23 protein-coding genes are annotated in these 24182 nt (G+C 63.1%); 11 read left to right on the top strand and 12 right to left on the bottom strand.

The genetic code is table 11. From position 1 onward, the window contains the following. Positions 1 to 542: 542 nt before the first annotated feature. Both flaF and NKJ08_RS11270 read left to right on the top strand, forming a co-directional pair. A complete protein-coding gene (gene flaF / locus NKJ08_RS11275; RefSeq protein ID WP_352524698.1) occupies positions 543 to 845 on the top strand; it encodes a flagellar biosynthesis regulator FlaF in 303 nt (100 codons plus the stop codon). Between the two features lie 171 nt (positions 846 to 1016). Then, positions 1017 to 2660: an MFS transporter gene (locus tag NKJ08_RS11270; protein WP_352524560.1), complete on the top strand. Its 1644-nt coding sequence runs from the start codon at positions 1017 to 1019 to the stop codon at positions 2658 to 2660. A gap of 133 nt (positions 2661 to 2793) precedes the next feature. Here NKJ08_RS11270 and NKJ08_RS11265 read toward each other — a convergent pair whose 3' ends face one another. Further along, entirely contained in the window at positions 2794 to 4905 is a 2112-nt protein-coding gene (locus NKJ08_RS11265) for a hypothetical protein (RefSeq protein ID WP_352781764.1), read from the bottom strand. A gap of 304 nt (positions 4906 to 5209) precedes the next feature. Next, positions 5210 to 5824, bottom strand: coding sequence for a TetR/AcrR family transcriptional regulator (locus tag NKJ08_RS11260; protein ID WP_352524563.1), 615 nt, complete (start codon positions 5822 to 5824; stop codon positions 5210 to 5212). A gap of 130 nt (positions 5825 to 5954) precedes the next feature. On the opposite strand from NKJ08_RS11260, the gene NKJ08_RS11255 reads away from it, so the two are divergent. Next, positions 5955 to 6563, top strand: a complete 609-nt coding sequence (locus tag NKJ08_RS11255) for a hypothetical protein (RefSeq protein ID WP_352524564.1) — start codon at positions 5955 to 5957, stop codon at positions 6561 to 6563. Between the two features lie 82 nt (positions 6564 to 6645). On the opposite strand, the gene NKJ08_RS11250 is transcribed toward NKJ08_RS11255, so the two are convergent. Both NKJ08_RS11250 and NKJ08_RS11245 read right to left on the bottom strand, forming a co-directional pair. Further along, the gene (locus NKJ08_RS11250; RefSeq protein WP_352524566.1) at positions 6646 to 7758 is read right to left on the bottom strand and encodes a TauD/TfdA family dioxygenase; all 1113 of its coding nucleotides are present in this window, start codon (positions 7756 to 7758) and stop codon (positions 6646 to 6648) included. A 240-nt stretch (positions 7759 to 7998) separates the two neighbouring features. Beyond that, positions 7999 to 9780 (bottom strand): chloride channel protein, encoded by a 1782-nt coding sequence (locus NKJ08_RS11245; RefSeq protein ID WP_352524568.1) that lies wholly within the window; start codon positions 9778 to 9780, stop codon positions 7999 to 8001. A gap of 258 nt (positions 9781 to 10038) precedes the next feature. On the opposite strand from NKJ08_RS11245, the gene NKJ08_RS11240 reads away from it, so the two are divergent. After that, positions 10039 to 10323 (top strand): SCP2 sterol-binding domain-containing protein, encoded by a 285-nt coding sequence (locus tag NKJ08_RS11240; RefSeq protein WP_352524570.1) that lies wholly within the window; start codon positions 10039 to 10041, stop codon positions 10321 to 10323. Between the two features lie 288 nt (positions 10324 to 10611). Here NKJ08_RS11240 and NKJ08_RS11235 read toward each other — a convergent pair whose 3' ends face one another. Further along, positions 10612 to 11280 carry a GNAT family N-acetyltransferase gene (locus NKJ08_RS11235; RefSeq protein ID WP_502906323.1) on the bottom strand — a complete coding sequence of 223 codons (669 nt, stop codon included), beginning with the start codon at positions 11278 to 11280 and terminating at the stop codon, positions 10612 to 10614. Between the two features lie 150 nt (positions 11281 to 11430). Further along, the gene (gene odc2, locus NKJ08_RS11230) at positions 11431 to 12564 is read right to left on the bottom strand and encodes an ornithine/lysine decarboxylase (protein WP_352524572.1); all 1134 of its coding nucleotides are present in this window, start codon (positions 12562 to 12564) and stop codon (positions 11431 to 11433) included. A 565-nt stretch (positions 12565 to 13129) separates the two neighbouring features. Between odc2 and NKJ08_RS11225 the strand changes: the two genes are divergently transcribed. The 4 genes from NKJ08_RS11225 (at position 13130) to NKJ08_RS11210 (ending at position 17143) form a co-directional block, all read left to right on the top strand. Next, entirely contained in the window at positions 13130 to 14329 is a 1200-nt protein-coding gene (locus NKJ08_RS11225; RefSeq protein ID WP_352524574.1) for an amidase, read from the top strand. 1 nt (position 14330) lies between these two features. After that, the gene (locus NKJ08_RS11220; protein ID WP_352776746.1) at positions 14331 to 15230 is read left to right on the top strand and encodes a LysR family transcriptional regulator; all 900 of its coding nucleotides are present in this window, start codon (positions 14331 to 14333) and stop codon (positions 15228 to 15230) included. An 84-nt stretch (positions 15231 to 15314) separates the two neighbouring features. Beyond that, positions 15315 to 15983, top strand: coding sequence for a DUF1007 family protein (locus tag NKJ08_RS11215; protein WP_352524577.1), 669 nt, complete (start codon positions 15315 to 15317; stop codon positions 15981 to 15983). Then, complete coding sequence (locus tag NKJ08_RS11210; protein WP_352524702.1) at positions 15980 to 17143, top strand: nickel/cobalt transporter; 1164 nt, start codon at positions 15980 to 15982, stop codon at positions 17141 to 17143. Before NKJ08_RS11215 ends, NKJ08_RS11210 begins: the two co-directional genes overlap by 4 nt. Before the next feature lie 25 nt (positions 17144 to 17168). Here the strand turns inward: NKJ08_RS11210 and denD are convergent, their stop codons facing one another. The 4 genes from denD to NKJ08_RS11190 all read right to left on the bottom strand — a co-directional run bounded on the left by denD (position 17169) and on the right by NKJ08_RS11190 (position 20111). Then, a complete protein-coding gene (gene denD / locus NKJ08_RS11205) occupies positions 17169 to 18146 on the bottom strand; it encodes a D-erythronate dehydrogenase (RefSeq protein WP_352524578.1) in 978 nt (325 codons plus the stop codon). 1 nt (position 18147) lies between these two features. After that, positions 18148 to 18354, bottom strand: coding sequence for a hypothetical protein (locus NKJ08_RS11200; protein WP_352524703.1), 207 nt, complete (start codon positions 18352 to 18354; stop codon positions 18148 to 18150). A gap of 61 nt (positions 18355 to 18415) precedes the next feature. Further along, complete coding sequence (locus NKJ08_RS11195) at positions 18416 to 19411, bottom strand: cation diffusion facilitator family transporter (protein WP_352524580.1); 996 nt, start codon at positions 19409 to 19411, stop codon at positions 18416 to 18418. Between the two features lie 13 nt (positions 19412 to 19424). Next, positions 19425 to 20111, bottom strand: a complete 687-nt coding sequence (locus NKJ08_RS11190) for a GNAT family N-acetyltransferase (RefSeq protein ID WP_352524581.1) — start codon at positions 20109 to 20111, stop codon at positions 19425 to 19427. Between the two features lie 83 nt (positions 20112 to 20194). On the opposite strand from NKJ08_RS11190, the gene NKJ08_RS11185 reads away from it, so the two are divergent. Together NKJ08_RS11185 and NKJ08_RS11180 are read left to right on the top strand one after the other, a co-directional pair. Beyond that, entirely contained in the window at positions 20195 to 21379 is a 1185-nt protein-coding gene (locus tag NKJ08_RS11185; protein WP_352524583.1) for a pyridoxal phosphate-dependent aminotransferase, read from the top strand. Positions 21380 to 21413: 34 nt separating this feature from the next. Then, entirely contained in the window at positions 21414 to 21794 is a 381-nt protein-coding gene (locus NKJ08_RS11180) for a YciI family protein (protein WP_352524585.1), read from the top strand. A gap of 12 nt (positions 21795 to 21806) precedes the next feature. Here the strand turns inward: NKJ08_RS11180 and NKJ08_RS11175 are convergent, their stop codons facing one another. Together NKJ08_RS11175 and NKJ08_RS11170 are read right to left on the bottom strand one after the other, a co-directional pair. Beyond that, the gene (locus tag NKJ08_RS11175) at positions 21807 to 22562 is read right to left on the bottom strand and encodes an SDR family oxidoreductase (protein ID WP_352524587.1); all 756 of its coding nucleotides are present in this window, start codon (positions 22560 to 22562) and stop codon (positions 21807 to 21809) included. 221 nt (positions 22563 to 22783) lie between these two features. Beyond that, on the bottom strand, positions 22784 to 23530 hold the full coding sequence (locus tag NKJ08_RS11170) for a tellurite resistance TerB family protein (protein ID WP_352524589.1): 747 nt from the start codon (positions 23528 to 23530) through the stop codon (positions 22784 to 22786). A gap of 276 nt (positions 23531 to 23806) precedes the next feature. Between NKJ08_RS11170 and NKJ08_RS11165 the strand changes: the two genes are divergently transcribed. Next, a complete protein-coding gene (locus NKJ08_RS11165; protein WP_352524590.1) occupies positions 23807 to 24166 on the top strand; it encodes a YybH family protein in 360 nt (119 codons plus the stop codon). The last annotated feature ends 16 nt before the right edge of the window (positions 24167 to 24182 follow it).

Below are 24182 nucleotides of genomic sequence, written 5' to 3'. Positions count from 1 at the left end.
CCCCAAAGCCGGTTTCACGAAATCTGCGCTCTGCCGCGCAGTGGTGAGGAACCGGCCTTACCCCAAACCGAGACAGACGCCCCATCCGTCCCGATAGCAGGAGCCTATCGCAATCGACGAGCTGCCGATACGGCACACTTGCAGTTGGATCCGGCCGCCGCAAAGCACACGGACGCTTCAAAAAGCCACCCTCGCAGTCGCCACCAACCCATTGAATTGGTTTCCGTCAAATCGCGTTTGATGTCGGATTCGTCTGCGGTTGGATTGTAGCCGAATCAGCCGTTGATCGGGGGCGCGGCGACCACCAAACCTCAAGTCCGGAACCATTCCGGAGCCGGATACGCAACGTCGCGCTCCCTGAAAACCGGTGCGATTTTGTGCGCGGCCCCGGGTGTTGGTGCGCCTTCGTAAAAGTGATGCGTATTCGGCAGCTGGCGATGCCAGCATCTGGATCAAATCTCGCAATTCGATCTGTTGAGTTCCCTGACCTGACCACTCCGACGGAACGGTAGAGCGCCAACGATGTATTCCCCCAAGCCGAGATTGAGACCGGCGCCGAGCACCGGCAGCGTCTCACCCGTTCGATCGACATGCTGTCGGCGGCGGTGGCCGACCGCAACTCGCCGGAGGCGATCGAGGCACTTCATTTCACCAGCCGCGTCTGGACCGCCTTCGTCGAATATCTCGGCTCCGGCGACAACGCCCTGCCCAGGGAACTGTGCGCCAATCTCATCTCGATTGGTTTGTGGCTGCTGCGCGAAACCGAAGACATCCGCCAGGGCCGCACCGATAATTTCGAAGGGCTGATCGAAGTGTCGGAGATCGTCAGGGACGGCATGCCGTGAGCAGCCGCTCGCCCGCAGCGGCACGCGCTGACCGGCCCGCTATCTCGTTGTTGGACCATGATGTTTTTCGAGAATGCGTTCGCCCTTTGCGATGTGATGTTCTATTGAATCCTTGGCTTGCGGGGCCGATTCATCGGAAGAACAAAGCGTTTTGAGCCCGGGAAAGCATTTATGAGCGACGACACACCGGAAAGCGAAAGCGCCTCGGCGCTGGCGCCGTTCCGGCACGGCATCTTCCGTGCGGTGTGGTCCGCCAGCCTCGTCTCCAATTTCGGTGGCCTGATCCAGGGCGTCGGTGCCGCCTGGATGATGACGACGATCGCCACCTCGTCCTACCAGGTGGCATTGGTCCAGGCCTCGACCACCTTGCCGATCATGCTGTTTGCGCTGCTGGCCGGCGCCATCGCCGACAGCTTCAACCGGCGCAAGGTCATGCTGATCGCCCAGATCTTCATGCTGGTTGTTTCGGCTCTTCTCACCGTCTTCACCTATCTCGACCTGATGACGCCGTGGACGCTGCTCGCCTTCACCTTCCTGATCGACAGCGGCACCGCGCTCAACAGCCCGTCCTGGCAGGCTTCGGTCGGCGACATGGTGCCTCGCGCCAAGGTGCCGGCGGCGATCGCGCTCAACTCGATGGGCTTCAACCTGACGCGCAGCGTCGGCCCGGCGATCGGCGGTATCATCGTGGCCGCCGCAGGTGCTGCCGCCGCCTTTGCCGCCAACACGCTGAGCTATGTCGGCCTCATCGTCGTGCTGGCCCGCTGGAGGCCGGAACTGCCGGCATCGACTTTGCCGCGCGAGACGCTGGGCGCCGCCATGGGCGCCGGCCTGCGCTACGTCGCCATGTCGCCCAATATCGGCAAGGTGCTGGTCAGGAGCTCGGCCTTCGGCTTCAGCGCCGGCGCGGTCCTGGCACTGCTGCCCTTGGTCGCGCGCGACGTCGTCAAGGGCGATGCCTTGACCTACGGCATCATGCTCGGCGCTTTCGGCATCGGCGCCGTCGGCGGCGCGCTGACCAGCGTCAGGCTACGGCAGCTCCTGTCCAGCGAGACGATGGTGCGCATGGCATTCGCCGGCTTCGCGCTTTGCGCCTTCAATGCCGCCGTCAGCGAGAATGCCTGGCAGACGTCGCTCGGCCTGTTGGTCGGCGGTGCCTGCTGGGTGACAGCGCTTTCGCACTTCAACGTCACCGTCCAGATGTCGACACCGCGCTGGGTGGTCGGCCGCGTGCTTTCGGTCTACCAGACCGCAACCTTCGGCGGCATCGCGCTCGGCAGCTGGGTGTGGGGCGTCGTTGCCGACGTGCACGGCGCCGAAGTCGCTCTGATGGCCGCCAGCGTCACGATGTTGGCTGGAGGCGCCATCGGCCTGCTGCTGCCGCTGCCGCAACAGGCGGTGCTCAACCTCGATCCGCTCAACCGCTTCCAAGAGCCGCATCTGGCGCTCGACCTGAAGCCGCGCAGCGGGCCCATCGCCATCATGATCGAATATGTCATCCGCAACGAGGACGTGCCGGAATTCCTCGCCACCATGGCCGAGCGCGGCCGCATCCGCCGCCGTGACGGCGCCCGCAACTGGACGTTGGCGCGCGACCTCGAAAACCCCTCAATCTGGATCGAGCACTACCACACGCCGACATGGGTCGAATACATCCGCCACAACAGGCGCGCCACCTACGCCGACGCCGTCATTGGCGAGCGCATAAGGGCGCTGCACAGCGGCAACGAGCCGCCACGCGTCCGTCGCATGATCGAGCGGCCGACGACTGCTGGCACGGCGCTGGTCATGCCGAAGGGACCGATCGAGCATTAGCGCAAATCCAGGAAAAGTGTGAAACGGTTTTCCGTCCGGAATTGCGGAAAACAAAGAGATAGAGCGGTTCGCCGTTTCCGTGAAACGATGAACCGCTCCAGTCACCCTAACGCCCCTTCCGCCGGTGGTTCGACTACATGAGCTCTATGACGAAATAATCGCCCTGCTGTATCCACTTCACCAGGAAGTTAATTGTCAGGTCGGTACCGCTCCAATGCATCTCGACAGTTGATGGAGACGGCTTTATGAGGCCTCCCTCGATAAAGTCACTCGACCTCGTACCAGATGCGCCTGAGATGAAATTGAAATCCTGGAACTGGAATGTGACCTCGCAGCTGAGAGTGAACGGCGTGAACCCGCCGCCGGCCGGCTTGGGCAACGCGAACTGAACCAACGCCGGCTCCGCGTTCGGCTTTTCGGTCTTTGAAAAGCTGCCGGACGGCCCCTGCAGGTGCCACGTGATTTCAGTGATTTCTTTCTTGCTGGCGTTGAACCAGAGACCCGTTGCTATCGTCAGCATCGCTGGCTTGACCACCGGCGGCGCAGTAAGGGGAATACTGATGGTCTCGGTGTTGTAACCAACGGCTGCAACTTGCAAGCTGACCGATACTTGGCCGGTCGGCGGAGACAGGGTGAACGCTGTGTTGGTGGCCCCGACCACCACGCCCCCTTGCGATATGGTCCCTCCAACCGATTGGTACTTGTTATCGGCGTCGACAGCTTTGATGGTTATCGTCGCCGGCTGGCCCGCTGTCAGGGATGGGGGAGCCGCGGAGAGCAACATTTCCCCGGGGAAGACATTGACGGGAACTCTGGTGAGCGGAGACATCTTCGTGCACAATGTCTGCATCACCGTAATTTGGTCTTCTACCTTGAGCTCGCCCACGTAAATCCCGAAGTAGAGCGTCGTCCAACCAAGTGGCGTATCGCTGGCGCGCCACTTCCCGTTCACGAATACATGCACGCGCGCGCCGGGAATTATGCCTGATACGTAAATGAGCCGCTGGAAGACCCGGACGGGCTGTTGAATATCCGGGGTCTTGAGTGGGGTCAGGTCGGATACTTTGATCGGGCTCCCGACCCGAAGCGCGGGGGGCTGACAAGTAAGCTCCAGCTCGGCGTGAATGTGCTCGCCGGCGCGCAAAGGCCGAAATGTCTCGACCCAGACGAGACCGCCATAACTGAAGACGGGCTTGCTGATTACAGGAGAATCTGGCGCGTCCGAGTACAAACGCACGACCGCATTGTCGACGCTGTTGACGAAAGCGCCGCTTGCACATTCAAATGCAGGCTCCATGACGGTCGGCGGAAATACGCTGCCCTGGTAAGTCCCCACCACCAGCAACTTATCCGATGTGGCTGTCTTGCCGCACAGCTCCTGGATGACGACGAGCGATGGAAACGGCGGCGAGGCCGGGATCAGGGCCGACATGTCGGGAATCCAGTATTGGCCGGAACTCACATCCTCGCCCACTCCGATTCTCCCGAGCACGGTAGCCGCACCCGAAGTCGGATCGACAAGTTGGATCGTCAATGTCGCGCCGGGCTCGAGATTGGAGATAGGCAAGGCACGGGCTGCCGGGCAGTTGTACTGTGAGGTCCCGATCCCGATTACGGGCTTTCGAACCGGCAAGGTTTCGTCGACGATCACCGGAGGGGCAGATGACGGACTTGATGCATTGCAGCGCTCGAAGTGCTGCGTGGCGCTGAAGACATCCGGATTATGCGCGGCACGGCCAAGCAGCGCCAGGAGGTTGGCGCCGACGAAAGGATATTCCAGCACGTCGCCATTGAAGTGGACCTTCGTGGTGGCGCCTTGAGCCAACCCCCTAACGGGTACTGCTTGCGCACACCCAGGAACTGAGCCGACTGCTGGTGCCGGCATAGTATTTTCCCGATACGGCGTCGGTTCGGCGGGCAAGCTCGGGGTCGGACTGCTCTTCACCTGTCCGGCAGGCGTCTGAACGGACTGCATCGCGTTAAGCACATCGTTGGCCTGGATCGGCCCGCGTATGCGCACTGGTACGACATTTCCGCGTGCAGTATCGCTGCCAATCAATGCGCCGCCGTTGAAAATCTCGACCGTGGCGCCAGGATAGGCTGCGCCTATCAGCACCCAGTCGACGCACTCGTGCACCTGGCTCAAGTACACCAATGGGCTTAGCGTCGAGGGATACCCGAGCACGACGATCGGGACCGGGCTTGGGTCACTGGTTTCGGCGCCGAGCGTCCAGCGTGCGGTCAATGCATCCCCCACGTTGAGGGAGCCTGGGCGACCGGCACAAAGGTAGTGGTTGTGGCGCCGGCATTTACTGCAGGGACAGGTATGCCATTTACCAGGAGGGAAATGCTCGACCCGGGGAGCGGCCCATCGATACGGACCGAGGTACTCAAGACCGATACGGGGCCAATCACAATTGGTGCAAGAAGCGTGCTCATGTTCGTTTCCCTCTCTGTACGGCGCAGACATGTCGCCTGGTTCGAAACAGGACGTAGAGGAAGCGCACTTACGGATGACTTACGGATGGGTCGGCGCGGTGCTGGACTGCTTATTTCGCCAGCAAGGCGAGAAAATCGTCGAGACTTTGCTTCATCAGCAATTCGGCCTTCTCGATGCCGCCCCATTGGGCGAACTGGCCATCGACCCACATTCGGGCAAGCCCATAGACAAGCGCGCGTGCCTGTAAGGGAATGCCTTCGATATTCGTTTTCCGCAATTGCCCGGCCGCACGAGCGTCTTCCAGTATCTGGACCATCAGACCGCGGATTTCTTCGTTCAGTCGAACAAGCGTTTCGGAAGCGTCGAAATCGATCGCCCGGCGCATCGAGATGATCTCGAAATGCGTCGGGTTGTTGATGGTCCAGTTGAGATAGGCTGAGCCCAGCGCCCGAAAGCGCGAGAGCGGATCAAGCTGATCTGCCCTATCCAGTTCGACGGAGATCTCGGCGCGAAACCGGCGCATCGCCTCTTCGGCCACGGCGGTCATCAGGGCGGTCTTGGTCGGAAAGTGCCGGAACGGCGCTCCCGACGACACCCCGGCCCGTTTGCCCGCCTCCCGCACCGTCACCTGGTCGACGCCGTCCTCCCTGGCGATGGCCAAGGCGGCATCGATCAGTGCCTGCCGCAAGCTGCCGTGGTGATAGGTCTTGCGTTGTTTGTCCATGTCCTCTGCCAGAACGCATCCATCCCAACCATCACGATCTCGCGATCGATGCAAGCACGACTTACTTTGCGATTGCAATAGCCTCAATTCAAATGTAAGCAGTGATTACATTTGCACTCAGGGAGGTATCATGAGCGCCGTCGCATCATCCATTGCAGACAAGGCAACGAGCCGTTGGTGGCTCTTCTGGTTTTTGGCAGCGATCACTCTCGCACTGTCCGGGCTTGTCGCATTTCGCGGCGATTTCACGATCGAAGCCGTCCGCCAAGTCATACGGCTCACTGCCCAGATATCGCTCGTCCTGTTCTGCACGGCGTTTTCGGCATCGGCGCTCGCTCGCGACTTGCCGAGTGCATCCACGCGTTTCCTGCGCCGCCATCGACGTCAGATCGGCCTGGCCTTCGCATTCTCGCACGGCGTGCATGCGATCGCCTTGTTCACCTTTGCGCAGATCAGCCCGGCACAGTTCAAAGAGGCTACGGACCCCGCCATGTTCGTCTTCGGCGGTCTGGCCTACCTGTTCATCATCGGCATGGCCGCAACGTCTTTCGACCGGACGGCGGCATGGATCGGGCCGCGCGCATGGCGCATCCTCCATACCGTCGGCGGTTACGATATATGGCTGACCTTTTTGATTGCCGAAGGCAAACGCGCGGTCCATGACGTCTATTATTGGCCCTATGTGCTCCTTCTTCTCGCCGTGATGGCCATTCGCTGGTGGGGCGCAATAAAGCGATAGGCAGGCAACCCGCCCGTTGCCAGCCAACCGCCTGCCGAAGGCGACCTTCGGCAGGTCGATGCTCCTTCGCGGTGTCGTGCCACTATCGGGAGAGGACGCGAATACGACTCTGAAACTCACCACGATCGACATAGCATCCCCGCAAATGTCTTGGCCCCGTATTTGGGTTGAACGACTGGCGGCCGTGCAAGACCCGCCGATTGTCGAAGACCGCCATTTCGCCGGCTTTAAGGCGGTAGGCTATTTGGAAACGCGAGCCGCGGATCATCATCATCAGCTTGCGATAGGCCGCATAAAAGGGTGCGCATATGTCGGAGGGAAGATCGATGACATCCACAAGATGGGCGTTGAACCGTAACTCTGTCACTTCTCCACCGCGTTGAGTTACGATCACAGGAAACCGACCGCGCAGATCGTAGTTTTCATCGTGAAAACGACAAGGGATCTCGACCTCGCACAAGAGGCGGTAGGCTTCCGGATCTTCCGCCCGTAGCGCGGCGACGACCGCAAACCCGTCGGCAAAGATCGATCCACCGCCTTCAGCGTCGTTCGCGATACAATGCAGGAATTGATAGCCGGGCGGCACCTCCTGGTTCGCGAGATCCGTGTGTAACGGCAGGGCGACCGGCGTATAGGCCAAATTGTTCGGGTTCGGCATCGACACGACTTCGAACATCGTGCCGAAATTTGTCTGGCGCAGGAACGCTATCCGCTCGGCCGCACGCCGCCCCGCGTCGGGATCGTCGCCAAGCCCGTCGACGATGGAGAGCCCGTATGCAGCCGTGGCCTGCAGCCAGGCGAGCAGATCGGCATCGCTTTGCAAGAGGTCTCCGGCGGCGTGACGCGGTATGGTTTCAAGATCGATTGAGGCGTCCCAGACTTTCGGAGCGATGTCAGCCGGATCGTCCCGCTTTCTCCCCGGGCGGTAGGATTCAAAGAACTGGCTCGGGAATTCCTCCTCAGCCTGGTCATTCGGCCAGACAATGCCCACGGCGCCGCCTGTGTCTCGCACGCTGAGCGGCCTCAGCGAGGGGTCTACGCTGGTCAGGTCGAATATTCGCTCTTCGGTCTGTGGGTGAAACGCCGATGGCGCATTGTCCTTTAGCCAGAGCCAAGGGTAGCAGACTGTTTCGCCCGACAGGAAAGTCACGGCAAGCGCGGTCTCCCGGGCTTCCACGGAAAGCATGGTATTCATGGTGGTGTCTCTCTGAACACAGAATTTGATTTTCAGCTTGGATCAGACCCGCAGGCCATCAACCCAGCGGTGGTGGCCACCACAAGCTCGGCTTCCCATAGCGATGGGATCCGGGATTTCTGTTCGGTTCTTCGAGCACTCGATCACCAGGTGAAATCTGGTTCAGATCTATACGGCGATGGTAGCGGTCGTTTGCCGGCAATGTCTAGCTAAATGCAACGGGATCGCCCCTTCTCGACCCTACCCTTCGCCCGACAGATCGCGCCGCGCCTTGTCGAGTTCCTCGGCATAGCGCCGCATCAGGTGGCCTTCGGTCAACAGCCCGACCACCTTGCGGTCGGTGAAATCCTCGACCACCGCCAATTCCTCGGCGCCGGCGCGCTGGAAGGTCTCTGCGGCCGACTGCACGTTCATGCTCGGCACCAGCACCGCGTCCTTGAATTTGGCGAAGGACAGCACCGGCATCTCGTCATCCGACAAATGGCTGTGCAATTCGGCGACGATCAGCACGCCGACATAGTGCAGTTCGGCATCGACCGCGATGACGCGCTGCGAGGAGCCGAGCGGCACCGCCTTGCGGAATGTTGCAAGCGTCGTCGAGGCGTTGATGGTGCGGACATCCTTTCGCATCATTGAACCGACCGTCAGGCTGCGCATCCAGCCGACATCATGCGCGCTGCGGATCGTTTCGCCGCGCAGATGGAAGCGCCATGTCGAGAAGGAATAGCCAAAAGTTTCGCGCACCAGGATCGCCGCCATGAGCGAGGCGGCCAGCACCACGCCGGTCAGCGTAAGGTCGCGGGTCGATTCCAGCGCCAGGAACGTCATCGTCAACGGACCGCCGACGACGCCGACGGCGAGCGAGGTCATGCCGACCACGGCGGCGACGGCGGGGTCGATGCCGGTCGCCGGCGAGACGAACGCCATCGCGCCGGCAAACATCTTGCCTAGCAGGGCGCCGAGGAACAGCGAGGCAAAGAACAGGCCGCCGCGGAAGCCGGAGCCGAGCGAAATCGCCGACGCCGCCAGCTTCAGCACGAAGACGCTGGCCACCACGCCCAGACCGTAGTTCATTGCGAATTCGCGATGCAGCGCGCCATGGCCGCTGGATAGGACCTGCGGCGTGATCAGTCCCAGCAGCCCGACCATCACGCCGCCGATGGCGGGGCGCAGCGAGGCGTCGATCGACAGCCGGGCAAAGAGGCGCTCGATCAGGCTCACCAGATGCATGATGGCGATGGAAGCACCGCCGCCCAGAAGCCCGAGCAGCATGAACGGCAAATACTGGCTGACGGTGAGCTGCGGCAGACCGGCGAGCTCCAGCGGAAACGGCACGCCGCCGAACACCTCTGCGGTCAGCGAGGCCGAGATCGCGGCGGCCATCACAGGTGCGACATTGGCGACCGAGTAGATGCCGATGACCAGCTCGAAACCATAGAAGGCGCCGGTCAGCGGCGCATCGAAGGCGGCGGCGATCGCGCCGGCCGCGCCGCAGCCGACGAGGATGCGGACATCGTTGCGGCGCAGCTTGAAGAAGCGTGCAAGCCGCGACGCCAGGCCCGAACCGACCTGCGTGTAGCCGGCCTCGAGCCCGACCGAAGCGCCGAAGCCGCTCGAGATCAGCGTCTGCCCGGCGATGATGAAGGTGTCGGTCAGCGACATGCGGCCGCCGTACAGTGCATTGGCTTCGATCGGATCGACCGGCGTGCGGAACTTCCGCTTTCTCAGCCAGATCACCGTCAGCCCGAGCAGGATGCCGCCGATCGCCGGGATCAGCGCCTGCTCCGGCCTTTGCAGCGAAAACATCGCCGAAAGCCGCCCGCCAGGCTGAACGCCGAACAGCAGCCCATGCAGGACTTGCACCAACCCGCTCATGCCGGTGACCAGTGCGCCCGCCGTCACCCCGACCAAAGCCGCCAGGACGACGACGGCGATGCCGCGCGCCTCGAGCAGCGGGATCGATCGGATCAGCACCGCACGCAGCCGGCGGGCATAGACTTGCGGTTCGTTTCTGGAAAGCACCGGATGGCTCGCCGATATTCGTGGGGAGTGGTGCCTGATACGCCCGGCGACAGCGCATGGCAACATGCCGGCGGCCAAGGGTCATCCCGGCGTGATGCTGCGTCGATAAGACCATTTCGGCGAGGGGGAACTGCGTTGACGTAAACGTCAACCCGAAGCTATATGCGCCGGCGGCCGTGGCTGTAAAACTAGGCAAGCGACTTCGGCCAGGTCGAATCGCCAACGCGCGACAAACCCAACGAGACGAGGAGAACCGCCATGAGCGTTCAGGAGATTGCCGACAAGATCAGGTCGCGCGTGGCGAGTGCCGGGTTCGATCGTTCCGTGAAGTTCGACACCGGCAGTGATGGCGTCATCGTCATCGACGGCGCCGATGTCTCGACCACCGATGCGCCGGCCGATTGCACCATAAAGCTCTCGCTCGACGATCTGGACTCGCTGATATCAGGCGACCTCAACCCGACCATGGCCTTCATGTCCGGCAAGATAAAGGTCGAAGGCGACATGAGCGTCGCCATGGCACTCAGCCAGTTGATCGGCTGAGCGGCCAAACAAAGCGCCAATGGTCGACCTCGGCGCTGCCCCTCATCGCCCTGCCGGGCACTTCTCCCCGTATAGTGACGGGGAGAAGGGGCTGACCGCAACGTTGGCGCTGTTCTGCAACGCTGGCGATTGGCGAAATCGTCGATGAGAGCCCCTCTACCCGTCACTATACGGGGAGAGGATGCCGGCAGGCAGGTGAGGGGCAGCGCCGGCGTCCGGAACGGGCAATGGAGGCGAATTGAAAACCGCCTTCCCACTCCGGCTCGGTCCCCTGAGCATCACGCCCCCTCAAGCAGCGAGCGGCAGCCTCTGCACCTTCAGCTTGCGCCCTGCAGCCTTCAGCGTGCCCTGCGCGCCGTCGAGCGCGCCGACAACCAGTTCCAGCGCCAGCAGGCGGTGCCGTTCGTAGGGTCCCGGCATGGCAAGCGAGCCGGTCTTTTCGGCCGAAAACCCGAAGCGCTCGTAATAGGGCGCATCGCCGACCAGCAGGATCGCCGCATGGCCAAGGCGCGCGGCTTCCGTGATCGCATGGCGCATCAGCGCCGAGCCGATGCCGGCATTCTTGAGCGCCGGGTCGACCGCAAGCGGGCCGAGCAGCAGCGCTGCCGGACCGCCCTCGCCCAGCACCACGTCCCATAGCCGCACCGTGCCGGCGACAGTGCCCGACGCATCGCGCGCGACAAAGGCAAGGCCTTCCGAGGGCCGTCGACCGCGCCGCAGCTTCTCCGACGACTTTTTCCGGCGCTTCGGCCCCATGGCGCGATCGAGCAAAGCCTCGCGCGCACCGATGTCGCCAGCGGTTTCGGCGGTGATGGCAAAAGCGCCGGCATTCTCCCCCCTTGAGGGGGAGATGGCCGCGAAGCGGCCAGAGGGGGTCGCCGCGCGTGAAGCGCCGGCCCCATGCGGCCCAAAGGAAGCTGAGGCAGCCGGACCGCCCCCCTCTGGCCTGCCGGCCATCTCCCCCTCAAGGGGGGAGATTCCCGCTGCGCCTTCAACAATGAAATCTACAATGTCCATTTCCGCGATCCTTCACGAGCGGAGATTCCACAGGCGAACCGAAGCGGGCGATCTGCTCGCCCGCGCCGGATGATCTGAAAGCCGAAGCCCTCAGATCACGTAGGATCGGAGAGGCTCGAAGCCGTTGAAGGCGACCGAAGCGTAGGTCGTCGTGTAGGCGCCGGTGCCCTCGATCAGCACCTCGTCGCCGATGGTCAGCGACAAGGGCAGCGGGTACGGCGTCTTTTCGTACATCACGTCGGCCGAATCGCAGGTCGGGCCGGCGAGCACGCAGGGCGCGGTCTCGGTGCCGTCATGCGCGGTGACGATCGGATAGCGGATCGCTTCGTCCATGGTCTCGGCGAGACCGCCGAACTTGCCGATGTCGAGGAATACCCAGCGCACATTGTCGTTGTCGGCCTTCTTCGAGATCAGCACGACTTCCGACTTGATCACGCCGGCATTGCCGACCATGCCGCGGCCCGGCTCGATGATCGTCTCGGGGATCGCGTTGCCGAAATGCTTCCTGAGCGCCGAGAAGATCGCCTGGCCATAGGCCTGCGCCACCGGCACATCCCTGAGATAGCGGGTCGGGAAGCCGCCGCCCATATTGACCATCTTCAACACGATGCCTTCGTCGGCCAGGGTCGCGAACACCTTCTTGGCGTCGCTGAGCGCGCGGTCCCAGGCGGTCAGGTCTGTCTGCTGCGAGCCGACATGGAACGACACGCCATAGGCGTCGAGGCCGAGCGTCCTGGCATGGCGCAGCACGTCGACCGCCATCGCCGGCACGCAGCCGAACTTGCGCGACAGCGGCCATTCGGCGCCCTCGCCGTCGGTCAAGACGCGGCAGAACACGCGGGCGCCGGGAGCGACGCGGGCGATCTTCTCGACCTCCTCGACGCAGTCCACCGCAAACAGCCGGATGCCGAGCTGGTAGGCGCGCTGGATGTCGCGCTCCTTCTTGATGGTGTTGCCGAAGGAGATGCGGTCCGCCGGCGCACCGGCGTCCATCGCCATCTCGACTTCGGCAACGGAAGCGGTGTCGAAGGACGAGCCCATCGCAGCAAGAAGGCGCAGGATTTCCGGCGCCGGGTTTGCTTTCACCGCATAGTAGATCTTGGAATCGGGAAGCGCCTTCTCGAAGGCGCGGAAATTGTCGCGCACGACATCGAGGTCGACGACGAGGCACGGGCCGTTCGGACGTCGGGTAGCGAGGAAGTCAAGGATGCGCTGGGTAGCCATCGGGGTCTCTCCATCAGCGCCTTTCGGCGCGCACAAAGGCTTGCGGACGCAGGCTCTCGGCCTCGCGAACGCGCGGTGGACAAAGGCGGGACGTCAATCCATGGAACCAGCCGGTGGAGACCCCGGAACCATGAAACGCCGTCTCGCGGCGGTGAACCTTGGCCTTGCCCGGCCTCGGTTCGCTTTGTCTGCCTTGGCTTGGATGGGAGACCCGTCCGCACTGCCGGCAATGAAGGTGTGCCTCTTCAGTAACCCCGGTCTTTGGACGACCGGCAGAACACCAGAAAGGCCCGCACCGTCGTTGCTTCAAGGTGTCCTCGGTCTGGCGGTTGGCCGCTAAACCGACTGGAGGGGTTGGCTCCAGTTACCTTACCGATATCCCTCACCATTTGAGGATCGGCGGACACCCACAGGCACGTGCGACTTTGGGCAAACGCGATATAAGATCGAAAGATTTCACAATCAATAAAAATCGTATGGCAGGTTGTAAAATTTGTGGCATCGAACAATGCTGCGGCAACCAGAAAAAACAATGCTGCGGCAAGCACATCCGGATATCGAACGAATGACAGGCACTCGCGGCCCGCTGAACGCTTTTCTCGACCTTGATCAGATCCCCGACCTTGAGCAGGTAAATGGCCCGCTTGCCGGTTTGCGGCTGGCCGTCAAGGATATCTTCGACGTCGCCGGCTACCGCACCGGCTGCGGCAATCCGCAGAAATACCGGGAGGCTTCGCCGGCCACGTCGACGGCGCCGGCCGTCCAGGCGCTGCTTGATTCCAGCGCCCGTTTCGTCGGCAAGACGCAGACCGACGAACTGGCTTTTTCGCTGTTGGGGCTGAACGCGCATTTCCCGTCACCGATAAATCCGGCGGCTCCCGACCGCGTCACCGGCGGCTCGTCCTCAGGTTCTGCCGCGGCGGTGGCCGGCGGGCTGGCCGACATTGCCACCGGCTCCGACACCGGCGGCTCGATCCGTGCGCCGGCAAGCTTCTGCGGCCTGATCGGCCTCAGGACCACGCATGGCCGCATCTCGCTCGACGGCGCCATGCCGCTGGCGCCTTCGCTGGACACGTTCGGTTGGTTCGCCAAGGACATCGTCACCTACGAAAAGGTCGGCACGGTGCTGCTCGGCGACGATCCGCACCGCCACGAACTGAGACGCCCCCTCGCCCTCGGTGCGCTGGACGGGCTCGTGCTCGGCCCGCAGGAGGCTGATGAATATCGCTCGATGATCCACAGTGTCGCTACGGTGCTGGGCGCGCCGCGCACCGTTGGGCCGCTGTCGCATTCCACCGACGATCTCTATTGGTGCTTCCGCAAGCTGCAAGGCTATGAAGCCTGGCAAAGCCACGGCGTCTGGATCGCCGGCGGCGACCGCATGCTCGGCCCCGGCGTCAAGGAGCGCTTCGAGCATGGCGCGACCATCGACGCGGCGACCGCGCAGCGTGAAACGGAACGTCGCGTTTCGTTTCGACTCGAACTTGCCGATCTGCTTGGCGAGGACGGCGTTCTTGTGCTTCCGACCGCTCCGGGTGCCGCGCCGCTCAAGGCCGCATCATTCGCCGATTTGCAGACCTATCGCGAGCGCGCGCTGAGACTGCTGTGTCTTTCCGGCCTGTCGGGATTTCCGCAGATCACGCTGCCGCTCGGCAAGACCGGCGGGGCGCCGTTCGGTCTTTCGCTGCTCGGCCCGAAGAACAGCGACCGGCAGTTGATTACGCTCGCCGCTCGCATCCTTTCAGCTCACCAAGGAGGCGCATGACATGGATACGCTGACCCGCATGCGCGCCTTCATCGACGTGGTCGAGGCCGAAGGCTTTTCGGCGGCGGCACGCAAGATCGGCCGCTCCAAGGCGCTGCTGTCGAAATATGTGCGCGAGCTGGAGGACGAGCTCGGTGCGCTGCTGCTCAATCGAACGACCAGGCAGTTCTCGATGACCGAGGCCGGCCACACCTATTACCGGCGCGCCTCGGAGATTGTGCGCGAGGTCGACAGCCTTGCCGATGCGGTGCGCGAATCCTCCGGCGACGTGCGCGGCAGGATCAAGCTGTCGGCGCCGCGCACCTTTGCCGACGCGCCGATCGGCCAATCGCTGATCGACTTCGCCAAGCAGCATCCCGACATCGTGCTCGACATTCATCTCGACGACCGTTTCGTCGATCTGGTCGAGGAGGGCTTCGATCTGGCAGTGCGCATTTCGCGGCTGGAAAATTCCTCACTGATTGCGAGACGGCTGGCGCCGTTTTCGGTGCGGCTCTGCGCATCTCCCGAACTGATCGCCAAACACGGTATGCCGGTGCGGCCGCAGGACCTTGGCCGCGTGCCCTGCATCATCGACACCAATGGCCGCTGGCTGACCAACTGGCCGTTCAAGGGCGACAGTGGCGATACGGTGAGTGTTTCGGTGTCCGGCCCGATCGAGGTCAACAGCCCGATGGCGGCGAGGGCCGCCGCGGTGGCGGGATTGGGGTTTTCCATCCTGCCGGATTTCATCGCCGCGCCCGACATTGAAAGCGGCAAGCTGGTGACGGTGCTGGATGACCGCATCCTGCCCGGCGGCGGCATTTTTGCCGTCTATCCGCACCGGCGCTATCTGCCTGCAAAGGTTCGCGTTTTCGTCGACTTCCTGGTGCAGTGGTTCAAGGCACTGGGGAGCGCATGAGCTTCAGCCGCCTTCCGGTCCCATTTTCGCCCCCTTTGTGGTAACTGTCGGCATTCACCGAAGCCGATGGAATCACGACCGAGAATGCACCTGAAACGGCAAGCAATCATGCTGGCTTCGGCCTTGGCGGGGACATTTGCCGCCGTCGGACCGGCTGAGGTGCATCCCCACGTCTTCGCCGAGGCCCGCCTCGAAGTGGTCCTCAGCCCGGATCACCAAACTGTGAAGGCATTGCGCCATCTCTGGCGCTTCGACGATTTGTTTTCGAGCACGGTGATGATGGAATTCGACAAGAATTCCGACCTGAAGCTCGACGACAAGGAGCTGAAGGAAGTCGCCGACACCGTCCATGCTTCGCTGGCGGAGTTCAATTACTTCCAGCTTGTCACCGTCGATGGCAAGGACGTGGCGATGAACCCGCCGCCGCATTTGATGGCCAATTTCGACAACGACCAGCTCATCATCCTGTTCGAATCCGAACCGAAGACGCCGATCAAGCTCAGCGGCAAGATCGATATCGGCGTCTACGACCCGACCTTCTACACCGCGATCGATTTCACCGAGGATGCCAATCTGCAGGTCGATGGCTTGCCCTCGACCTGCACCAGCAAGGTCGTCCGCCCAAACCCGGACGAGGCGATCGCCGAGAACCAGAAGACCCTGACCGACGCTTTCTTCAATGATCCGACGGGCACCGACATGAGCAAGATCTTTGCCACCAAGCTTGAGCTGACCTGTCAGCCGGAAGGATAGATCCAGTGACGAAACCGTCCCTGCGTTTGGCATTCGGCCTTCTGGCCGCCACCCTGGTGATGACGCACTTCCTCGGCTCCGCCCACGCCCAGAGTTCGCTCGGCATCGGCACCAATGACGGGATGGCCCCAACCACCGGCCCGTTTGCCCACATCCTGATGTGGATCAATCTGCGCCAGCAGGAATTCTATCATGCGCTTGCCGGCGCGATGAAGGCGATGCGCCAGGACGGAAGCAAGCTGTGGCTGCTCATCGGCCTGTCCTTTGCCTATGGCATTTTCCACGCTGCCGGCCCCGGCCACGGCAAGGCGGTGATCTCGTCTTACATGGTGGCCAATGAAGTCGCGCTCCGGCGCGGCATCATGCTGTCCTTCGTCTCGGCCCTGCTGCAGGCGCTGACCGCGATCGTGGTGATGCTGCTCGCCTATTTCGTGCTGCGCGGCACCGCTGTCTCGATGACTGACGCCGCATGGTTCCTCGAAATCATGAGCTATGTCTTCGTCACCCTGTTCGGCGCCTGGCTTCTGTGGCGCAAGGCCGGCCCGGCGATCCTGCGCCTGTTCGGCGCAAATCCCGGCTACAGCCTCTCGGCCGCCCACGCCGGCCACGCCGGCCATTCGCATGCCGGCCATTCACATTCAGCGCACGCGACGCATTCCCACGCGCTTAATGCGCATGACGATCACGACCATTCGCATGATCATGATTCCCATGACCACGGCGCCCACGACCAACACCATGCTCATGCTGCGCACGACCATCACCATGCGGTCGGCGAGGTCTGCGACACCTGCGGACATTCGCATGCGCCCGACCCGGCGCTGCTTTCCGGCGACCGTTTCGACTGGCGCACCGCCTGGTCGGCTGTCGCTGCCGTCGGCATCCGTCCCTGCTCCGGCGCGCTGATCGTGCTGAGCTTCGCCTTGCTGAATGGCCTATGGTTCGGGGGCATCCTTTCGGTGCTGGCCATGGCGCTCGGCACGGCGATCACGGTTTCGGCCTTGGCGACGCTTGCGGTGACGGCCAAGAACTGGGCGGTGTACTTCGCCGGCGACGGCCGCATGGGCAACCGCATCCATTCCTTCGTCGAGATCGGCGGCGCCGCCTTCGTCTTCCTGTTCGGCCTGCTGCTGCTGTCGGCCAGCCTGACCGGCGCCTGACCCTCGTTGCGTCCGATCGGGCGCTTTAAATAGAGATCTTGCCGCCCAACTCGTCCTCGACGTAGACGCGGATGATGTCGTCGAAGCTCGTTTCGGCGGCAAAGCCAAGTTCCATCGAGCGTCGCGCCTCGAAGCGTGTCGGCCAGCCTTTGACGATCGCCCAGATCGTCTCGTCGGGCTCCTCGCGGATCAGTTTCACCGCCTTGGCGCCGGCGACACGTTCCAGCGCTTCGATCTGCTCGCCGACACTGACGGCGACGCCCGGCATCGTCAGATTGCGGCGCGGGCCGACGGCAGCGCCGTCGATCTGGGCGGCATGGATCAAGAAATTGACCGCCGAGCGCGGGCTGGCGTGTGTGTGCACCACCGAGCGCGGCACCGGCAGGATCGCTTCATGGCCGCTCAACGGTTCGCGGATGATGCCGGAAAAGAAGCCTGAGGCCGCCTTGTTCGGCTTTCCGGGCCTGACGCAGATGGTCGGCAGCCTGATGCCGATGCCGTCGAAGAAGCCGCGCCGCGTGTAGTCGGCAAGCAGCGCCTCGCCGATCAGCTTCTGCGTGCCGTAGGAGGTCAGCGGCGTCGGATGGAACTCGTCCGGGATGACATCCGGGAATGGGGCGCCGAACACGGCGATCGACGAGGTGAAGACGACGCGCGGCGCAAACCCCGCCAGCCTTATGGCATCGAACAGCGCCCTGGTGCCGTCGAGATTGACGCGATAGCCGAGATCGAAATTCGCCTCCGCTTCACCCGACACGACGCCGGCGAGATGGAAGATCACGTCGGGGCGCGACGCGACCAGATTTGCCGTCGCGCCTGGTGCTGCAAGGTCGCCGGTGTGGAGGGTAATGCTGACACCTTCGAGGACCGGCGCTTGTGGCGGCACGATGTCGTGAAGGTCGAGCGCGGCGATCTTGCGGCCGCTGAGCGTCCCGTCCTTGGCCAGCCGGGCGATGAGTTTGCGGCCGACCATGCCTGCCGCGCCGGTGATCAGAATGCGCATATCAATGATCCTTTTTGCGCTGGCTGCGGCTACGCAACCAGAACACGACGAAAATCGCCACCATGAAGACCGCGGCGACGATGCCGGCAAGAACGGTCGAGACTTTGCCGACCGCCAGCATCACGGTTGGAAGATAATAGGCTGCGATGCCGAACAGCAGCAAAACCCAGGCGGCGCCGATCGCCGCATTGCGGGTATCGCGATCCATCAGGCGGCCCCAGGGAGGCGGGGGTTCATGTTGATCGTTGCCAATACGAAGAACTCCCGAGTCAGTGATAGTGGCCGCGATGCGGTGCCGCATCATGCGCATCGTCGTGCTCGCCTTCATGCTCATGACGGCCGTCATGGCTGTCGGCACATTGGCCGAATTCCGGTTCGACGGTGGCATGGGCTATGCCATGCTCTGCCGCAAGCCGCTTCTTGATCGCGCTGACCGCCATATGCGAATCGACGCCTTCATCCAGGCAGGCGTGCAACGTCGCCATATTGCTGGAGCCGTCGATCGACCAGACATGCATGTGGTGCACCTCGCGCACGCCCTTGACCGCGCCTTCTATGTCCTTGGCGATCAGGTCGCGGTCGAGGCTTGCCGGTACGCCTTCGAGCAGGACGTGGGCGGCTTCGCGCATCAGCGACCAGGCCGTGGACAGGATCAGCAGCGCGACAAGGACCGACAGGATGGGATCGATGGGCGTCCAGCCCGTCGCCAGGATCACCAGCGCCGCAACGATCGCCGCTGCCGAGCCGAGCAGGTCACCGAGCACGTGCAGGATGGCGCCACGCATGTTCAGGCTGCCACGATCGCCGCCATGCAGCACGAAGAAGGAGCCGATGTTGACCAGCAGGCCGGCGATCGCAACGACCAGCATCGGCCCGCCGAGCACCGGGGCCGGTGCTTGCAGGCGGCCCCATGCCTCGTAGACGATCCACAGCGCAATGGCGAAGATGGCGATGCCGTTGGTGTAGGCGACCAGGGTTTTGACCCGGCCAAAACCGTAGGTAAGGCGAACGGTTGCCGGCCGACTGGCAAGATGAAAAGCATACCAGGCAAGGCCGAGCGCGATGCAATCGGCGAGCATGTGGCCGGCATCCGCCAGCAGCGCCAGCGAGCCCGTCAGCAGGCCACCGAGCGCTTCCACGACCATGAAGCCGGCGGTCAGGCAGGCCGCGATCAGCACGCGCTTCTTGTCGGTCGAGCCATGCACATGCCCGGCGCCGTGACTTTGGTCATGCCCCTGCGCATCATGGTCGTGGGTATGCGCCATTTATGAGCTCCTGCTACACCCCGAACTCGGCGCGGAAATCCTCGAGCCGCCGCTTCTGCTGGCCGTCGCTGTCGAAATTGGCCGGAGCGAGCCACGCCTCATAGGCTCTGCGCAGATCAGGCCATTCCTTGTCGATGATCGAATACCACGCGGTATCGCGGTTTTCGCCCTTGACCACAAGATGCTGACGGAAAATGCCTTCGAACTTGAAGCCGAAACGTTCCGCCGCGCGCTTCGACGGCTCGTTGCGATTGTTGCATTTCCATTCATAGCGGCGATAGCCGAGTTCGTCGAAGATGTATTTCATGAACAGGAACTGTGCTTCCGTCGCCGCCGGCTTTCGCGAGATCAGCGGACCCCAATAGATGTTGCCGATCTCGATCACGCCATAGGCAGGGTCGATACGCATCAGCGTCTGGCGTCCGGCGACCTTGCCGCTGGCCTTGTCGATGACCGTGAAGAACAGCGGGTCCTCGCTGGCTTCTGCCTTGTCCAACCACGGCTGGAAGGCGGCGCGGGTTTCCGGCGGGTAGTCTGGCAGCCAGGCAAAGCGGCCGTCGACATCGGGCACTGCCGATGCCTCGAACAGGCCATCGCCGTGTTTTTCGGCATTGAGCGGCTCCAGCCCGACATAGCGCCCCTCCAGCACCTTGCGTTCCGGCCGCGGACGCGGCTGCCAATTCTTGAGGTTTTCCGACACCCGAAGCTCCAATCCGTTTGACTTTTGCGAAAGGACGCTCACAAAAACGCACGCTCGCTGAAAGAACCACACGGACGGGAAAAATGCTCCACACGATTTCGGCCTTCGACCGCCTCGGCGAGGAAAATGCCTTCGCGGTGCTGGCGCGTGCCACCGCACTTGCCCATCAAGGCCGCGACATCGTCAATCTCGGCATCGGCCAGCCCGACTTCAAGACGCCGCAGCACATCGTCGAGGCCGCGATCAAGGCGCTGCGCGACGGCCATCACGGCTATACGCCGGCCAATGGCCTGTTGGCGACGCGCGAGGCGGTGGTGCGCCGCACGCTGGCTACCACCGGCGTCGAAGTCTCGCCCGAGGCGGTGATGATCCTGCCCGGCGGCAAGCCGACCATGTTCGCGGCGATCCTGATGTTCGGCGAGCCGGGCGCCGAGATCCTCTATCCCGATCCCGGCTTTCCGATCTACCGCTCGATGATCGAGTTCACTGGTGCTGCCCCCATCCCGGTGCCGATGCGCGAGGAGAACGGCTTTGCCTTTTCCGCCGAGGAGACGCTGGCGCTGATCACACCGAAGACCAGGCTGCTGATCCTCAACTCGCCGGCCAATCCGACCGGCGGCGTCACGCCGCGAGCCGAAATCGAGAAGCTCGTCAAGGGGCTGGAAGCGCACCCGGACGTCGCCATCCTCTCCGACGAGATCTACGACGTGATGACCTATGACGGCGAGACGCATTGTTCGCTGCTCGCCTTCCCCGAAATCCGTGACCGGCTGATCGTGCTCAACGGCTGGTCGAAGACCTGGGCGATGACCGGCTGGCGCATGGGCTGGTCGATCTGGCCGAATGGCGACAAGGGCGCGCATCTCTACGACAAGGTGCGCAAGCTGGCGGTTAATTGCTGGTCCTGCGTCAACGCGCCGAGCCAGTACGCCGGCATCGCGGCCATCGACGGCCCGCAGGACGACGTCGACAAAATGATGCGCGCCTTCGACCGCCGCAGGAAGGTCGTGGTCGAAGGCCTGAATGCCTTGCCCGGCGTTTCCTGCATCACGCCGAAAGGCGCTTTCTATGCCTTCCCCAATGTTTCCAAAACCGGCTGGAAGGCCAAGAAGCTCGCCTCGGCGCTGCTCGAGGATGCCGGCGTGGCGCTGATCGGCGGGCCCGATTTCGGCATTCTCGGCGAGGGCTATGTCAGGCTGTCCTATGCCAATTCCGAGGAGAACATCCTGCGCGCGCTGGAACGGATCGAAGCGTTCCTGGCGAAGTGAGGACAGGTACACGGCTGAAGAAAGGTGACATCGGATGTTTTATGCCATCCTTGCCTATCATGAGGAAGAAGCAATTGCGGCGCTGACGCGGGAGGAGGATGCGGCGCTGATGACCGACCTGCTCCAGATCAACGATCGGCTTTACCGGGAAGGCACCCTTGGGCCGGCGGCGCGGCTCGGCGCGACACAAGACGCCTGCACCTTGCGCGGGCCAGGCGCCGGAATGGTTATTGACGGCCCCTTCGCCGAGACCAAGGAGCAATTGTTGGGGCTCTATGTCGTCGACTGCGCCAGCCGTGACGCCGCGATCGAAATTGCGCGCGACCTTCGCCGCGTCAATCCGACCGCCGTCTACGAAATCCGCCCGATTTCGCTGTATCTTCCCGGTGTGCCGCTTCCGGCCGCGCAGCCCTAGACCGGACTGCGACTACCCTCGCCCGACAAACGGCATCTTGGTTGCCATCACGGTCATGAACAGCACGTTGGCGTCGAGCGGCAGGCTGGCCATGTGGAGGACGGCATCGGCGACGCGTTCGACATCCATCACCGCTTCGGCAGCGATGGTGCCGTTGGCTTGCGGCACGCCGACCGTCATCGCTTGCGCCATCTCCGTCAGCGCGTTGCCGATGTCGATCTGACCGCACGCGATGTCGAAGGGCCTGCCGTCCAGCGCCAGCGTTTTGGTCAGCCCGGTTATAGCGTGCTTGGTCGCCGTATAGGGCACCGAGCCCGGCCGTGGCGCATAGGCCGATACCGAGCCGTTGTTGATGATGCGACCGCCCATCGGCTGCTGCCTGCGCATGGCGCCGAAGGCGGCGCGAGCACACAGGAACGAGCCGGTGAGATTGACCCCGACGATTTCGTCCCACACTTCGACCGGGATGTCGTCGATCAATGTCGATTTGTAGCTCGTGCCGGCGTTGTTGAAGAGCAGGTCGACGCGCCCGAAAGCCGCCGCCACCGTCTCGAACAGATCGTCGACCTGATCGGCCTTGCTGATGTCGCAAGCAACTGCCAATGCCTTGGCCTGTGACGGACCGGCCGCAGCGATTGCTTCCTCCAGCATCGGCTTGCGGCGGCCGCAGAACACCGTATTCCAGCCGGCCTTGAGCAGTGCCGTGGCGACGCCTTTGCCGATTCCCGTGCCGGCGCCGGTAACGATGGCGGTTTTGTAGTCGGTCATGGCTGTACTCCCTGGAAGAGATGAGCCATCGCAAATGACGGGAACCATGGCAAGCCGGCCTGAAGGCTGTGCTCGCAAAAAGGGCGGCCATTGGCGACCGCCCCTGATCCGAACCGGGCTTGGGAGGAGGAAAGCCGATCCGACTGGCTAAAATGATGCGCTTCCTCGGTTAACGAGAAGCTAACGCGAATAGCGCCGGGCTTCGCGGCTCTTCCCTCAAGCTACCAACGCGAACCGGCCACCGGCTTGGCGGTGCTGCCTGCCGCCGGTACCTTCGCCGCCGTCACCGTCGCCTCGACATGATCGACCAGCGCGTCCGGCAGGCCGAGGCGGCCGGCAAGCAGGTCGAGATAGCCGCGTTCGGCGCGCGTGTCCGGATCTATGGCAAGACGCGAGGCGGTGTAGAGCTCCAGCTTTTGCGCATCGGTCTTGGCGCCGGCGATCAGCACATCCAGATCGAGCGGCGCCTCCAGTTCCGACATCAGGAATTTCTCCGCTTCGGCGCCGATGCCGGCGAGGCTGAGCTTGCCGGCGATCTTCTGCCGCTCTTCATCATCGACATGGCCGTCGGCCTTCGCCGCCGAGATCATCGCCCTGACCAGCGTCAGCGTGAATTCGTCTTCGCCCTGCGGCGCCTGCGACGGATGGAAGGCGGTATCGGCCGGCGGCGGCAGCAATTCCGGTTCGCCGGCAGCTTGCGTCTCGGCCGGCGCATTGCCATTCTTGTAGTTCTGGTAGGCCTTGTAGGCGAGGCCACCGATCGCAGCCAACCCACCAAGCTTCACCGCCGCACCGGTGACCTGACGGCCTGGGCCGGTTCCGAGCAGCACCGCAGCCAGCGCACCGGCGGCAAGCGGATTGTCCTTGGCCATCTGCACCGCCTGTCCGGCCTTGTCGCGGACGGTCGATCCGGTGCCGGGAAGTTGCGAGCCGAGCAGATCGTCGAGGAGCTTCTTGGGATCGAACATCTATGCCTCCAGAATTGGCCCGGCCGAAGGTGCGCGGGCAGGTTTGCACGTCGAAGACCTAGGTCCCGCAGTTTGACATTACAATGACGGGGTGCATCCTTTTGCCCGCTGCCGCGCATGACCTCGAACCGACGTCTGCTGGAATTTCACGCGGAAATCAAACTGCTGCAGCCTCCTTCGGCGCCAAAAAACACGCGGCGCTGCAGACATTGGACGTGTCGAAACCAGCCTCGACTTCGAGGAATGTCGCGGCATGTCCCTTGGGAGGAGCTTAGCATGACCGATGAGACAGACCGCGAGCCGGCACGCGATCCCCAACAACTGGAGCGTCTGCTGATTTCGCGGCAGTGGGTCGGAGACATCGACGGCATGGCAGCGCTTTTTGAGCCGCATGCCGTCATCGACAGCGGTAGCGGACAACTGACGTTCGGCCGCGAAGCCATACGGGCGCTGTTCGCGAAGATCACCGCAACCGGCCGAAAATTTCAGTCCGGAGATCAGCGCCCGGCTGTCATCAATGGCGACCTGGCGCTCACCTCGACCCGGCTTCCCGATGGCACGATCACCACCGAGATCGCGCGCCGGCAGAGCGACGGGACATGGCTGTGGGTCATCGACCGCTTCTCTGTCGCGTAATGTGAAGGTCGCTTAA

Origin of the sequence: Mesorhizobium sp. M0244 (assembly GCF_040321795.1) — a bacterium.
Taxonomy (GTDB): domain Bacteria; phylum Pseudomonadota; class Alphaproteobacteria; order Rhizobiales; family Rhizobiaceae; genus Mesorhizobium.
This window is presented reverse-complemented; position numbering and strand designations above follow the sequence as displayed.

Bases quoted from the DNA above. Each gene is read 5' to 3' on its own strand.
- NKJ08_RS11225 (WP_352524574.1), top strand. From the start codon at position 13,130: ATGACAGGCACTCGCGGCCCGCTGAACGCTTTTCTCGACCTTGATCAG.
- denD (WP_352524578.1), bottom strand. From the start codon at position 18,146: ATGCGCATTCTGATCACCGGCGCGGCAGGCATGGTCGGCCGCAAACTC.
- NKJ08_RS11165 (WP_352524590.1), top strand. From the start codon at position 23,807: ATGACCGATGAGACAGACCGCGAGCCGGCACGCGATCCCCAACAACTG.
- NKJ08_RS11250 (WP_352524566.1), bottom strand. From the start codon at position 7,758: ATGAATACCATGCTTTCCGTGGAAGCCCGGGAGACCGCGCTTGCCGTG.
- NKJ08_RS11240 (WP_352524570.1), top strand. From the start codon at position 10,039: ATGAGCGTTCAGGAGATTGCCGACAAGATCAGGTCGCGCGTGGCGAGT.
- NKJ08_RS11260 (WP_352524563.1), bottom strand. From the start codon at position 5,824: ATGGACAAACAACGCAAGACCTATCACCACGGCAGCTTGCGGCAGGCA.
- NKJ08_RS11175 (WP_352524587.1), bottom strand. From the start codon at position 22,562: ATGACCGACTACAAAACCGCCATCGTTACCGGCGCCGGCACGGGAATC.
- NKJ08_RS11255 (WP_352524564.1), top strand. From the start codon at position 5,955: ATGAGCGCCGTCGCATCATCCATTGCAGACAAGGCAACGAGCCGTTGG.
- odc2 (WP_352524572.1), bottom strand. From the start codon at position 12,564: ATGGCTACCCAGCGCATCCTTGACTTCCTCGCTACCCGACGTCCGAAC.
- NKJ08_RS11270 (WP_352524560.1), top strand. From the start codon at position 1,017: ATGAGCGACGACACACCGGAAAGCGAAAGCGCCTCGGCGCTGGCGCCG.
- NKJ08_RS11180 (WP_352524585.1), top strand. From the start codon at position 21,414: ATGTTTTATGCCATCCTTGCCTATCATGAGGAAGAAGCAATTGCGGCG.
- NKJ08_RS11200 (WP_352524703.1), bottom strand. From the start codon at position 18,354: ATGGATCGCGATACCCGCAATGCGGCGATCGGCGCCGCCTGGGTTTTG.
- NKJ08_RS11185 (WP_352524583.1), top strand. From the start codon at position 20,195: ATGCTCCACACGATTTCGGCCTTCGACCGCCTCGGCGAGGAAAATGCC.
- NKJ08_RS11195 (WP_352524580.1), bottom strand. From the start codon at position 19,411: ATGGCGCATACCCACGACCATGATGCGCAGGGGCATGACCAAAGTCAC.
- NKJ08_RS11235 (WP_502906323.1), bottom strand. From the start codon at position 11,280: ATGGCCGGCAGGCCAGAGGGGGGCGGTCCGGCTGCCTCAGCTTCCTTT.
- NKJ08_RS11215 (WP_352524577.1), top strand. From the start codon at position 15,315: ATGCACCTGAAACGGCAAGCAATCATGCTGGCTTCGGCCTTGGCGGGG.
- NKJ08_RS11220 (WP_352776746.1), top strand. From the start codon at position 14,331: ATGGATACGCTGACCCGCATGCGCGCCTTCATCGACGTGGTCGAGGCC.
- NKJ08_RS11170 (WP_352524589.1), bottom strand. From the start codon at position 23,530: ATGTTCGATCCCAAGAAGCTCCTCGACGATCTGCTCGGCTCGCAACTT.